The organism is Rahnella sp. PAMC25559, from assembly GCF_050632365.1.
GTDB lineage: Bacteria > Pseudomonadota > Gammaproteobacteria > Enterobacterales > Enterobacteriaceae > Rahnella > Rahnella rivi.
Genome location: NZ_CP192543.1, coordinates 384584 through 398448 on the forward strand (window position 1 = coordinate 384584; position 13865 = coordinate 398448).

A 13865-nucleotide genomic window follows, 5' to 3' on the forward strand; every position below is an offset into this window, starting at 1 on the left:
TAGGTCAGTAATAGTTGATCTTGACGATCACGGACGCGTCAAACTGCCCAAGTGAAAGTGTTTTCCCGGGTATCGCGCTGAGTTTTGCTGTGAAGTTTTTGGTGACTTCATTGACGTTGTTCAGTTCAGCAAAGTTGTCGTAGCGATTGAAGATAATCGCCTGTTCTTTCTCGTTATAAAGCATCAGCTTCGCGCCGTTCGACAGGTCAATGGCGGTGTTATCAAGTAAAGGACTGGCCGTTGAGAATTCGGCCTGGAGTGAGAAATTATCCAGACATCCCTGCTTCACCGCCTTGATAGCAAAGGGCAGAGAAATCCCGGAGGAGCGCGAAAGCGTGGTGCTTTGAATCGCGCCAAAATCAACGATCTGTGATTCCGGGTAAACCTTCAAATCTGAACCGCAGGCCAGAAAACGGATCCCCTGTAATCCCGAGAGGTTGTATTTGAGGTTTTTAGCCCCCGGTGATTTGTTGATACCTCTGCTGCCGTCGAGCTGGAATACCGTGAACTGATCGGCTCCCTGATAATGCCCGCTGGAAGGCGCATTACCGCTGACTTTGATGTACAAGCGGAACGTGACATTAACCGTGACGTTCTGCCCTCTTTTGATGGGCGCGCTGTTGGTGCTCAGGCGCTGCTCGTTTTGCTCCAAATCCTGCCCGTTATAACTCACACCCAGCAGCAACCCTTCACCAATCGACTGGGATTTTGGGTTGAAGTAGAAATGGACGACGTCAATGATCGAGCCGAGCACATTGTCGCAATAGGCCGTCACATTAATGTCGTTCGATTCCCAAATTTTAGTGCCGACAGGTACGTTAGCGGGGATCGCCAGCTGGCCGACCGGAATGGCCGGTTTATCGACTATGCCGGTGCCTTTTTCCACGCAATCGAGCGCCAGCGCACTGCCGGAAAACAGGCACAGCAGGAGAAATAGCGTCACCCGCACCCGGACTAATTTATAAATTTCAGGCATAACTCTCCCTACCTTTCAGATAAACCGGCTCATTCACACAGAGTTCGCACTGGGGTTATTTTTTGGCATCCTTGCTGATGCGCTGACATTGCATGGCGGTACACGTGTACTGATTTATCTGCAGGCCGCCGTAGTCGTCCATATAACCGATGCTGTAAGCGGCACTGACATACTGACTGCCGGTGAGTGATTCTGTGGCAAACGGCGCCAGCATGACGCTGTCAAAACCCGGCACGTTGCCTTTGTTGTCTTTGCCCAAATACCCGACGGTGATATAGAACGGCGTGGGGTTCGTCAGTTTCAGCCCGTCATTGAGACGGCTTATCTGAAGCTGCTCCTGCCAGTTGCCCTTTATCAGCTTGCGTAATTCAGCAGGACGGAAGAACAATTTCACCCGGCTTTGAATCGCCACCTGCATGACGTTGGCCATCTCGCTCTTTGGCGGCACTTCACGCACGTTAAAATAAAACAGCGACTCACGGTCTTTAGGGAGTGCGGCCGCCTCGGGTAACTGCAAGATACGGATCTGACTCTTCTGACCGGCATCAATGCGTTGCATCGGCGGCAGCGCCACCAGGGGAGACGTGATTTTTTCGCCCTGTGCATTCTCCAGCCAGACCTGCGCCAGATAAGGTAAATCCTTGCTCTGGTTTTCAAGCATTACGCTGACAGACTTATCACTGGCGTTATAAATGATGCGTGTCCGGTCGAGATTCACGGCGGCCAGCACCGGCTGGAGCACTGCGGTTAACATGAGTAGTGCGCCACTGAATCGTAATATCAGGTTCTTCATCCGGTCATTCCTTTGCTGATTAGCTCTGTTTCATGGTTGTTGGCGCGCTCAGGTGCACGGTAATAACACCTGGCCGCTTTGCGTTGCGGTGTCTGATGGCACCTGAATGCGGCACTGGTTTTCATCTCCCCAGCGTACGGTCAGCGATTTCTCCCCGGAAACCCCGGCCAAGTAGGCCAGCCCGCCATCGCCAATCAGCCCCGCTTCAAACCCGGAACTGTTGTCGGTGACAGAAGCTCCCAGAGGCGGATGACTGCCGTCGGCCAGACGGATCACCGCCATCAGACGTTCACCTTTGATCGCACGAATTTTGCGAAAACCAATCGCTCCTTCGGTCAGTGTCTTACTGACCACCGAGCTGTACACCTCTACGTCATCCGGTAAATGGTTTACATCGACGCGGATATCGGAGGTCTGATAGCTGGATACGCCGTTCACCACGGCTATGCCGTAATCATTGGTGACCGACGCACCGTCGCTGATTGGAATACCTTTTACGCCGGTGGACACCATCATTCGCGGTTCACTGCCCGCGCTGCTTTGATGCAACGCCGCGCCAGCCGCCGTCGCCGTCATCGAGCCATACCAGTTGGCGTTCACCGACCGGTAATCGTTATTTTTGACGCTACCGTTCACACCAAACTGGCCATAAGGCGACATGTGCTGATAGTTGGCCCGGAAGACGCCATCGCCTTTTTGCAGATCAGGGCTGCTGCCCCCTGCACCGACGCGCCAGGTGTTATTCGGATCCTGACTGTTGTAATACGATGCGGTTTGCGAGAAACCGCCCTGCGAATCTTGTTGCGCGTCGTAGCTGACCTGTTGCCCGGAAGAGAGCGGCAGGCTGAATGACAGGAACATCTGGTTTTCATCGGTATCCCGGTATTTCAGCTTACTGGCCGAGAAGGTGGCTGAAATACCGGTGAAACGTCCGATATCAAAAATTTTGCTCACTGACACGCTGTAGTTGTTGCTTGGATTTTCGTTCCAGTAGACCTTGTGCGTGGCCGACAGATACAGGGTGATCGCCGGCCACGGCAGATACTGGTTGGCAGTCACGGTATAGGTTTGTTTATCGTCACGGGAATAGCCGTCACCATTCACTTTGTCGAGATACTGACTGAACGACATGAAGGTTTTTTCAGTGAAACGATAGCCAGCAAAGGTGATCTGGCTGCCCGTGGAATCAAAACGCTTCGAATAGTTGGCGCGATAACTGAAACCCGTCTGCCTGCCCGCCACCGGAACCGTTGCCGATGAACGCGTCACGTCGAAAGAGACTGCGCCCAGTTTTTGCAGATTTTGCCCGACGCCCAGTGCCTGCGCCTGATAATTACCGGTGGTCGAAATCAGCCCGCCGTACAACGAGAAATCATTCAACGCGCCCCACGACATTTCGCCGCTGTAAAAGCCTGGCTGTAAAACGCGGTTATTGTTGCCGGTTGTCGGTTTGCCCATCGCGGTCTTGAAGCGCACCTGGCCCTTACGGGTCAGGAACGGAATGGTCGCGGTCGTCACCTGATAGGTTGTGACGCTGCCATTTTCCTCTTCAATCTTCACGTCCAGCGCGCCCTGCACCGCTTCTGTCAGATCCTGAACCACGAACGGCCCCGGAGAAACGTTCGTCTGATAAATCACACGGCCATTCTGACTGATACTCACTTTGGCGTTGGTTTTTGCAATACCCGTGACCTGCGGTGCATAACCGCGCAGGGATGGCGGCAGCATTCGCTGATCGCTGTTCACAGAAGCCCCGATAAAACGAAATGAATCAAAGATATCGGAATTGAAATAAGTCTGGCCGGCGGTGAGACGCGCACCGATGGAAGGCAGCGCGCGAAACAGGTAGGTCTGCGCCCAGGTGAATTTATCGTTAGCCGGGCTGCCAGAGGTGCGTGAGGCTGAATATTGATAATCCGCGCGTGCCCGCCACGGCCCCAGATTGAATCCGGTGGTCCCGTAACTGCTGACGCTGGTCGAGCTGTCTCCTTGCTGCGGCATATATTTACTGCCCAGCAGGTTGTAATCGAGTAACGCGCCATTCACGCCCTCATCCCATTGCGAGGGTGGCACCCAGTTTTCATCATGAAAGGTTAACCAGGCCTGCGGAATGCTGATATTCAGCGTTTGTTTTTCCTGATCGTAACGCGCAGTCACTTCCTTCTGCTGATCCAGAGAAGTGCACTGGCCCTGATGCCAAAGCGTAAGTTTTTCCCGCGCAGCCGGGGTCAGATCGAATTTATCGACCAGTGATGGCGGTATGCACAAACGGCTGTTCTGGTTGTTAACAGAACTATCGTCTGTCGGAATATATTTTATGAGGCTTTGATCGCCCAGGGTACGGCCATTCAATACCACATCTAACAGGTATTCTCCGGGGGCGATGTAATTTGCAGTCTGAAAGCGTGAGAGATCGACATTATTACGATCAGCAGAATCAATAAAGTTAACGTTAAACTCTACCGCGAAGCTTTTGATTGAAATAAGGCATCCTGAGAAGAGGAAAATACACCCTGAAGTGATCCTCTTTACTGCTGACGCTCTGTCCAAGGCAAACAACATAATTACGCCACTTTTTTATTTTTATAGATCCAGCACGGAACCCCGATGCACCTGAAAATAAAGGGGAGAAAACTCCCCTTAATAAAAAAGACGATTACTTATAATTCAGCGCGTAAGTAGCCTGAGAAACGATCGTACCGGTTGAAACCGGCTGAGTATTCGCTTCCACACGCGCAGCAAAGACCAGCTCATTGTTACCGGTGACCAGATTGATGTCTTTAGAGGTATCACCCACTTTCAGCAAGTCACCGTTGGCATCAATTAAACGGATGCCCGCGCCTTTCGCGCTGCCGGTGTTTGCCAGCAATTCAGTGGCACTGCTGTCTGGTGTGCCGGCAAAGGAAACCGCCACTTTAGACATAGCCGGATACTCAACTGAGCCCGCGGTTTGCGCGGTCAGGTTACAATCTTGCAGATGGATGGTGTAGTTAACGTTCTGAGAATATTTATTGCCGCTTTCCAATACTTTATTCGCGACCTGGCCCATATTGACATTAATGTCTTCATCGCCTGCAGCAATTGAGCATGGCGCATTAATCACGGTTCCGGTGAAATGAATACGGCCTGAGCCCTGGTCGGCACCCACAGGAGGCGTTCCGGTCGCATCTTCTGCAAAAGCTGAAGAAGAAATAAAGGCAGATAAAGCAATAATCAGTGTCTTGTTCTTGGCGTTAAACATAATTTGTCCTTGAGATTTTAACGGTAGTTATTAAGCCATAAGCTATTAAGCGATATTTTTCGCTGTACCGAAGAGAGCACCCCTCTCTTGCCAGATCAATATACTGATATTTGCTTTTTAACGTTATAATAATTTGCATAATGCAAATATTAAGAACTTTAGTCTTACATTAATATTTAAATCTCATCTTTATGAAGGAAAATTAACTTATAGGTAAAAATTATTAACATTAAATGTTACGCCATGAAGGCAAATCACTTCGGTTAATGTGCCAGGTTAAGCTTTATTTAACCAAATATTTACTTTTAATCTAAATTATTTTCACTTTCGAACCGGCATTGATACATTTTTGGGGTCAGATGTCGGAAAAACCTTCATGCAGGTCAAAAAACTCGCTTGTCAGGAATATTCCCTATTTCGGCAGAGATCATATTCGGCTTCTTTCTTATTTCATTATTAATGCGACTTTATGAGTAAGGATATTTTTTAGCGGTTTTTACCGCCACCGGCCATTAAAGGATCACCCTTTAATGTTTACTTATGTGGCATGTACCGCAGCGGCCTTGCCAATGTCTTGCCGGTTTAGCGCGACTTGCGTGATCTGACACCCAAAAAGCAAACAAAGGCCTGACGCAAACTACACTTAACCTTTGATTGACATATCATTAACAAATCAAAGGAGAAAAACCATGAGCCATGTTTACAAGCATCCTATTCCTGCCTCTGTTGCAGAACGTACCCTGATCACACCTGAGAAATATCAGCAGTTTTATCAACAGTCTGTAGAAGATCCGCAGGCATTCTGGGGAGAACAGGCGAAAGTTCTCGACTGGATTAAACCTTTCACAAAAGTGAAGAACACCTCTTTCGCGCCGGGAAATATCGATATTCGCTGGTTTGAGGACGGTACTCTGAATCTCGCCGCCAACTGTCTGGATCGTCATCTGGCAGAGAAAGGCGATCAGACCGCATTAATCTGGGAAGGCGATGACCCCAACGCTGAAAATAAGCACGTCACCTACAAACAACTGCATCATGACGTCTGTCAGTTCGCGAATGTGCTGAAAAATCTGGGCGTTAAGAAAGGCGACGTCGTGGCTATCTATATGCCTATGGTGCCAGAAGCGGCGGTGGCAATGCTGGCTTGTGCCCGTATTGGTGCCGTGCATTCTGTGATTTTTGCGGGCTTCTCACCGGAAGCCGTGGCGGGACGCATTGTAGATTCAAGCGCTAAAGTCGTGATCACTGCGGATGAAGGCCTGCGTGCAGGCAGAACCATTCCACTGAAACAAAACGTAGATGACGCTCTGAAAAATCCTTCCGTCACGACGGTGACTCACTCCGTTATTTTCAAACGCACCGGCAAACAGGGTGAATGGAAGGAAGGACGCGATATCTGGTGGCATGACGCGATCTCAGGCGTCCCGGCAGACTGCCCGGCCGAAGAAATGAATGCCGAAGACCCGCTCTTCATCCTCTATACCTCAGGTTCCACCGGCAAACCGAAAGGCGTGCTGCATACCACCGGCGGTTACCTTGTTTATGCCGCGCTGACCTTCAGGTACACCTTTGACTACCATGACGGCGACATTTACTGGTGTACCGCTGATGTCGGCTGGGTGACCGGCCACAGCTATTTACTCTATGGCCCGCTGGCCTGTGGGGCGATAAGCCTGATGTTCGAAGGAGTGCCAAATTATCCGACACCGGCGCGCATGGCGCAGGTTATTGATAAGCATAAAGTGAATATTCTTTATACCGCACCCACGGCAATTCGTGCACTGATGGCAGAAGGCGATAAAGCGATTGAAGGCACCAGCCGCGAATCGCTGAGGATCATGGGCTCCGTCGGGGAACCGATCAATCCGGAGGCCTGGGAGTGGTATTACAAAACTATCGGGAACAGTAAGTGCCCGATTGTCGATACCTGGTGGCAAACCGAAACCGGCGGATTCATGATCACGCCGTTGCCTGGCGCGACTGAACTGAAAGCCGGTTCCGCCACGCGTCCTTTCTTCGGCGTACAACCTGCGCTGGTGGATAACGAGGGCGTGCCTCAGGAAGGCGCTTGCGAAGGCAATCTGGTGATCACCGATTCATGGCCTGGTCAGGCACGCACTCTGTTTGGTGACCATGAACGCTTCGAGCAAACCTACTTTTCCACCTTCAAAAACATGTATTTCAGCGGAGATGGTGCCCGCCGTGATGAAGACGGTTACTACTGGATAACTGGCCGTGTTGATGATGTTCTGAACATTTCTGGCCACCGTTTGGGCACGGCAGAGATTGAATCTGCGCTTGTTTCTCATCCTAAAATTGCAGAAGCCGCAGTTGTGGGCATTCCGCACAGCATTAAAGGTCAGGCAATTTATGCTTACATCACGCTGAATCATGGCGAAGAACCTTCCCCTGAGCTGTATACGGAAGTCAGAAACTGGGTGCGAAAGGAGATTGGTTCGATTGCCACCCCGGACATTCTTCACTGGACGGATTCTTTACCAAAAACCCGTTCCGGCAAAATTATGCGACGTATTTTGCGCAAAATTGCAGCCGGTGACACAAGCAATCTGGGAGATACCTCAACGCTGGCGGATCCGGGCGTTGTCGAGAAACTGTTGGAAGAAAAACAATCAATGAAAGTGCCGTCGTAATTTTCACCGCCCTGGCGCGGTGAACTCTATCAATGCCTCAAAGGAGTCACTGAGATGAATGATCTCATTTATCAGAGAGTTGTAAGTAATCCGCGTTTCAGGGAACTGGTGCAAAAGCGCAGCCGTTTTGCCTGGCTGCTATCAGGTATTACCCTGGTCATGTACGTCGCCTTTATTTTATTGATCGCATTCGACCCGCAATGGCTGGGAACGCCCTTGTATGAAGGAGCCACCATTACGCGGGGCATTCCTGTCGGCGTCGGATTGATTGTGATTTCTTTCATACTCACCGGTATTTATGTTATTCGCGCAAATGGTGAATTTGACCGGCTGACAGCAGACATCGTCCGCGAGGTGCAGCCATGAGTGCTCGCCGTGGTTCCCTGCTTCTGTTGTTATCCCTGACCTTTCCTTTTAGCGTATTCGCTGCAGAAGGTATTTCCGGCGAAGTGAAGGCTCAGCCTCTCAATATTGAAGCGATTGTGATGTTCCTGCTCTTCGTTGGCGCCACGCTGTACATCACCTATTGGGCCTCCAAACGAACCCGTTCTCGTCAGGACTATTACACTGCAGGCGGTAAGATCACCGGGTTGCAGAACGGTATGGCAATTGCCGGGGACTTTATGTCTGCGGCTTCTTTCCTCGGGATCTCCGCGCTGGTGTATACCTCGGGTTACGACGGATTAATTTACTCCATCGGTTTCCTGATTGGCTGGCCGATCATTTTGTTCCTGATCGCCGAACGTCTGCGTAATTTGGGCAAATATACCTTCGCAGATGTGGCATCTTACCGCCTCAAACAGAAGCCTATCCGCGTACTTTCAGCCTGCGGTTCACTGGTTGTCGTCGCTTTGTATTTGATTGCTCAGATGGTGGGTGCCGGTAAGTTAATTCAACTCCTGTTCGGCCTGAACTATCACGTGGCTGTCGTGCTGGTTGGGATCCTGATGGTGCTCTACGTCCTCTTCGGCGGCATGCTGGCAACCACATGGGTTCAGATCATCAAAGCGATCCTGCTGTTAGCCGGTGCCACATTTATGGCCGTCATGGTCATGAAGTCCGTCAACTTTAACTTCAACACGCTCTTCACCCAGGCGGTCGCAGCCCATCCGAAAGGTATCGCGATCATGAGCCCAGGAGGGCTAGTCTCTGATCCCATATCGGCATTGTCGCTGGGTCTTGCGCTGATGTTCGGGACCGCAGGTCTGCCACATATTTTAATGCGTTTCTTCACCGTTAACGACGCCAAAGAAGCCCGTAAAAGTGTATTCTATGCCACTGGTTTTATTGGGTATTTCTATATTTTGACCTTCATTATTGGCTTTGGTGCAATAGTGCTGGTGGGCTCTAATCCGGCATTCAAAGATGCAAGCGGCATCTTGCTTGGCGGGAACAACATGGCCGCTGTGCATCTGGCAGATGCCGTCGGTGGTAGCTTCTTCCTCGGTTTTATCTCTGCTGTTGCATTCGCAACGATCCTGGCAGTAGTCGCCGGCTTAACGCTGGCAGGTGCTTCAGCGGTATCTCATGACCTCTATGCGAGCGTAATCAAAGACGGTAAAGCAACGGAGAAAGATGAATTACGTGTGTCAAAAGTAACCGTGATTGTTCTGGGTATTGTCGCTATCGGATTGGGTATTTTGTTTGAAAAACAAAACATTGCCTTCATGGTGGGATTAGCATTCTCGATTGCAGCAAGTTGCAACTTCCCGATCATCATACTCTCGATGTATTGGGCGAAACTGACAACGCGTGGAGCAATGGTTGGGGGATGGCTCGGATTACTGACGGCTGTGATCCTGATGATTCTGGGACCTACGATTTGGGTACAGATTTTGGGACATGCAAAACCAATTTATCCTTATGAGTATCCGGCATTATTCTCCATGATCGTTGCATTTGTCGGCACCTGGTTCTTCTCGATTACGGATAATTCACTGGAAGGACAGAAAGAAAGGGAGCGTTTTTATCCTCAGTTTGTTCGTTCACAGACCGGGATCGGCATATCGCAAAGCTCTAATCACTGAGTTATGCTTAATAAGCGGTAAAAATACACTAGGCCACCGATATGGTGGCCTTTTATTTACAGATATATCTTCAACTTCCCCACACTAAAAACTGCAAGTCATGGCAGAGCTTTCTCATCGTGGAATAAATTACCTGATCACATAAAAGACAAAAGCCCCGTACTTGCGTACGGGGCTTTTGTCTTTTATTGATGCCTGGCAGTTCCCTACTCTCGCATGGGGAGACCCCACACTACCATCGGCGCTACGGCGTTTCACTTCTGAGTTCGGCATGGGGTCAGGTGGGACCACCGCGCTACTGCCGCCAGGCAAATTCTGTTAATTTACCGAACTCTACGCTTATTACTGGTGCTGATACCCAGAGTCGAACTGGGGACCTCACCCTTACCAAGGGTGCGCTCTACCAACTGAGCCATATCAGCACGCTTATTCTTATAACAATTTGCTTTAAAGCAAATCTTACTAATTTGATGCCTGGCAGTTCCCTACTCTCGCATGGGGAGACCCCACACTACCATCGGCGCTACGGCGTTTCACTTCTGAGTTCGGCATGGGGTCAGGTGGGACCACCGCGCTACTGCCGCCAGGCAAATTCTGTTTCATCCATAACGCGCACCCTAAGTCAGGCTTGCACTACGAACCAATCTCGGAACTTCAGCTGAAAATCTACTTCAGAGTCACTCTAAAAACACCTTTGGTGTTGTAAGGTTAAGCCTCTCGGGTCATTAGTACTGGTTAGCTCAATGCATCGCTGCACTTACACACCCAGCCTATCAACGTCTTAGTCTTAAACGTCCCTTCAGGTGGCTTAAAGCCACAGGGAAGACTCATCTCGAGGCAAGTTTCGCGCTTAGATGCTTTCAGCGCTTATCTTTTCCGCATTTAGCTACCGGGCAATGCCATTGGCATGACAACCCGAACACCAGTGATGCGTCCACTCCGGTCCTCTCGTACTAGGAGCAGCCCCTCTCAATCTTCCAACGCCCACGGCAGATAGGGACCGAACTGTCTCACGACGTTCTAAACCCAGCTCGCGTACCACTTTAAACGGCGAACAGCCGTACCCTTGGGACCTACTTCAGCCCCAGGATGTGATGAGCCGACATCGAGGTGCCAAACACCGCCGTCGATATGAACTCTTGGGCGGTATCAGCCTGTTATCCCCGGAGTACCTTTTATCCGTTGAGCGATGGCCCTTCCATTCAGAACCACCGGATCACTATGACCTACTTTCGTACCTGCTCGAGCCGTCACTCTCGCAGTCAAGCTAGCTTATGCCATTGCACTAACCTCACGATGTCCGACCGTGATTAGCTAACCTTCGTGCTCCTCCGTTACTCTTTAGGAGGAGACCGCCCCAGTCAAACTACCCACCAGACACTGTCCTCACCCCGGATCACGGGGCCGAGTTAGAACATCAAACATTAAAGGGTGGTATTTCAAGGTTGGCTCCACGCAGACTGGCGTCCACGCTTCAAAGCCTCCCACCTATCCTACACATCAAGGCTCAATGTTCAGTGTCAAGCTATAGTAAAGGTTCACGGGGTCTTTCCGTCTTGCCGCGGGTACACTGCATCTTCACAGCGAGTTCAATTTCACTGAGTCTCGGGTGGAGACAGCCTGGCCATCATTACGCCATTCGTGCAGGTCGGAACTTACCCGACAAGGAATTTCGCTACCTTAGGACCGTTATAGTTACGGCCGCCGTTTACCGGGGCTTCGATCAAGAGCTTCGCATTGCTGCTAACCCCATCAATTAACCTTCCGGCACCGGGCAGGCGTCACACCGTATACGTCCACTTTCGTGTTTGCACAGTGCTGTGTTTTTATTAAACAGTTGCAGCCAGCTGGTATCTGCGACTGGCTTCAGCTCCGGGAGCAAGTCCCTTCACCTACGCGCCAGCGTGCCTTCTCCCGAAGTTACGGCACCATTTTGCCTAGTTCCTTCACCCGAGTTCTCTCAAGCGCCTGAGTATTCTCTACCTGACCACCTGTGTCGGTTTGGGGTACGATTTCGTGTTACCTGGAGCTTAGAGGCTTTTCCTGGAAGCATGGCATCAACTACTTCACCACCGTAGTGGCTCGTTATCACGCCTCAGGGTTAATATGTAACCGGATTTACCAAGTCACACCCCCTACACGCTTGAACCGGGACAACCGTCGCCCGGCTAGCCTAGCCTTCTCCGTCCCCCCTTCGCAGTAACACCAAGTGCTGGAATATTAACCAGCTTCCCATCGACTACGCTTTTCAGCCTCGCCTTAGGGGTCGACTCACCCTGCCCCGATTAACGTTGGACAGGAACCCTTGGTCTTCCGGCGTGCGGGTTTTTCACCCGCATTATCGTTACTTATGTCAGCATTCGCACTTCTGATACCTCCAGCAACCCTCACAGGTCACCTTCGACGGCTTACAGAACGCTCCCCTACCCAACAACGCCTAAGCGTCGCTGCCGCAGCTTCGGTGCATGGTTTAGCCCCGTTACATCTTCCGCGCAGGCCGACTCGACCAGTGAGCTATTACGCTTTCTTTAAATGATGGCTGCTTCTAAGCCAACATCCTGGCTGTCTATGCCTTCCCACATCGTTTCCCACTTAACCATGACTTTGGGACCTTAGCTGGCGGTCTGGGTTGTTTCCCTCTTCACGACGGACGTTAGCACCCGCCGTGTGTCTCCCGTGATAACATTCTTCGGTATTCGTAGTTTGCATCGAGTTGGTAAGCCGGGATGGCCCCCTAGTCGAAACAGTGCTCTACCCCCGAAGATGAGTTCACGAGGCGCTACCTAAATAGCTTTCGGGGAGAACCAGCTATCTCCCGGTTTGATTGGCCTTTCACCCCCAGCCACAAGTCATCCGCTAATTTTTCAACATTAGTCGGTTCGGTCCTCCAGTTAGTGTTACCCAACCTTCAACCTGCCCATGGCTAGATCACCGGGTTTCGGGTCTATACCTTGCAACTTGACGCCCAGTTAAGACTCGGTTTCCCTACGGCTCCCCTATACGGTTAACCTTGCTACAAAATATAAGTCGCTGACCCATTATACAAAAGGTACGCAGTCACCCAACAAAGTAGGCTCCCACTGCTTGTACGTACACGGTTTCAGGTTCTATTTCACTCCCCTCGCCGGGGTTCTTTTCGCCTTTCCCTCACGGTACTGGTTCACTATCGGTCAGTCAGGAGTATTTAGCCTTGGAGGATGGTCCCCCCATATTCAGACAGGATGTCACGTGTCCCGCCCTACTCATCGAACTCACAATGTATGCATTTTTGTGTACGGGACTATCACCCTATACTGTGCGACTTTCCAGACGCTTCCACTAACACATACGCTGATGTTGGTTCTGGGCTCTTCCCCGTTCGCTCGCCGCTACTGGGGGAATCTCGGTTGATTTCTTTTCCTCGGGGTACTTAGATGTTTCAGTTCCCCCGGTTCGCCTTGCATGGCTATGTATTCACCATGCAATAGTGTGTCGAAACACACTGGGTTTCCCCATTCGGGTATCGTCGGTTATAACGGTTCATATCACCTTACCGACGCTTTTCGCAGATTAGCACGCCCTTCATCGCCTCTGACTGCCTAGGCATCCACCGTGTACGCTTAGTCGCTTAACCTCACAACCCGAAGGTGTCTTAAAAGACAACGTCGCGCTGCGATTATTTGAGAGACTCTGTTACAGACTAATCCACCACTCAGTACTTCTACGGAGAGTGATGTTCAGCTGTAAACTTTCAATTTTCAGCTTGTTCCAGATTGTTAAAGAGCAAAATACTTCGCAGCATACTGTTACCAATATACTCTGAAGTATTATTTAGGGGCTGTACGGTAATGGTGGAGCTAAGCGGGATCGAACCGCTGACCTCCTGCGTGCAAGGCAGGCGCTCTCCCAGCTGAGCTATAGCCCCATACAGTCACTTACAGATACCTTAATTACTCATCGTTCAGATGAGTCAGCCAATTTGTTCTCAGGCAAGGCGGAGTTCATACGACGTTTGCTTGTGCAAACGAGCGTGACGACAACGCAGCATGAGGACGAATTGGTAGGCCTGAGTGGACTTGAACCACCGACCTCACCCTTATCAGGGGTGCGCTCTAACCACCTGAGCTACAAGCCTATTAAGGTATTTCTGCTCGTTACTTTCTATCAGACAATCTGTGTGGACACTGCACAATGCGTA

At 50.7% G+C, this 13865-nt stretch carries 7 protein-coding genes, 3 tRNA genes and 3 rRNA genes; 3 read left to right on the plus strand and 10 right to left on the minus strand.

What is annotated here, in order from left to right:
• Positions 1-4: 4 nt before the first annotated feature.
• From ACQZQY_RS03085 to ACQZQY_RS03100, 4 genes are all read right to left on the minus strand, one after another.
• Positions 5-976, minus strand: a complete 972-nt coding sequence (locus tag ACQZQY_RS03085) for a fimbrial protein (protein WP_414070383.1) — start codon at positions 974-976, stop codon at positions 5-7.
• A gap of 55 nt (positions 977-1031) precedes the next feature.
• Positions 1032-1769, minus strand: a complete 738-nt coding sequence (locus ACQZQY_RS03090; RefSeq protein ID WP_431296595.1) for a fimbrial biogenesis chaperone — start codon at positions 1767-1769, stop codon at positions 1032-1034.
• Between the two features lie 48 nt (positions 1770-1817).
• The gene (locus ACQZQY_RS03095; RefSeq protein WP_431296596.1) at positions 1818-4331 is read right to left on the minus strand and encodes a fimbria/pilus outer membrane usher protein; all 2514 of its coding nucleotides are present in this window, start codon (positions 4329-4331) and stop codon (positions 1818-1820) included.
• Between the two features lie 94 nt (positions 4332-4425).
• Positions 4426-5010 carry a fimbrial protein gene (locus tag ACQZQY_RS03100; protein ID WP_421671401.1) on the minus strand — a complete coding sequence of 195 codons (585 nt, stop codon included), beginning with the start codon at positions 5008-5010 and terminating at the stop codon, positions 4426-4428.
• 689 nt (positions 5011-5699) lie between these two features.
• On the opposite strand from ACQZQY_RS03100, the gene acs reads away from it, so the two are divergent.
• The 3 genes from acs to actP are packed head-to-tail and all read left to right on the plus strand — an operon-like array spanning position 5700 to position 9688.
• Positions 5700-7661: an acetate--CoA ligase gene (gene acs, locus ACQZQY_RS03105; protein ID WP_136377142.1), complete on the plus strand. Its 1962-nt coding sequence runs from the start codon at positions 5700-5702 to the stop codon at positions 7659-7661.
• 54 nt (positions 7662-7715) lie between these two features.
• Positions 7716-8027: a DUF485 domain-containing protein gene (locus ACQZQY_RS03110; protein ID WP_056782518.1), complete on the plus strand. Its 312-nt coding sequence runs from the start codon at positions 7716-7718 to the stop codon at positions 8025-8027.
• The gene (gene actP / locus ACQZQY_RS03115; RefSeq protein WP_056782519.1) at positions 8024-9688 is read left to right on the plus strand and encodes a cation/acetate symporter ActP; all 1665 of its coding nucleotides are present in this window, start codon (positions 8024-8026) and stop codon (positions 9686-9688) included. Before ACQZQY_RS03110 ends, actP begins: the two co-directional genes overlap by 4 nt.
• 193 nt (positions 9689-9881) lie before the next feature.
• Here actP and rrf (ACQZQY_RS03120) read toward each other — a convergent pair.
• The 6 genes from rrf (ACQZQY_RS03120) to ACQZQY_RS03145 all read right to left on the minus strand — a co-directional run bounded on the left by rrf (ACQZQY_RS03120) (position 9882) and on the right by ACQZQY_RS03145 (position 13802).
• Positions 9882-9997: ribosomal RNA gene (gene rrf / locus ACQZQY_RS03120) — 5S ribosomal RNA — on the minus strand.
• 37 nt (positions 9998-10034) lie between these two features.
• Positions 10035-10110: transfer RNA gene (locus ACQZQY_RS03125), tRNA-Thr, on the minus strand.
• A 50-nt stretch (positions 10111-10160) separates the two neighbouring features.
• Positions 10161-10276: ribosomal RNA gene (gene rrf / locus ACQZQY_RS03130) — 5S ribosomal RNA — on the minus strand.
• Positions 10277-10392: 116 nt separating this feature from the next.
• A 23S ribosomal RNA gene (locus tag ACQZQY_RS03135) occupies positions 10393-13301 on the minus strand.
• Positions 13302-13516: 215 nt separating this feature from the next.
• Positions 13517-13592, minus strand: a tRNA-Ala gene (locus tag ACQZQY_RS03140).
• Positions 13593-13725: 133 nt separating this feature from the next.
• Positions 13726-13802: transfer RNA gene (locus ACQZQY_RS03145), tRNA-Ile, on the minus strand.
• Between the last annotated feature and the right edge of the window lie 63 nt (positions 13803-13865).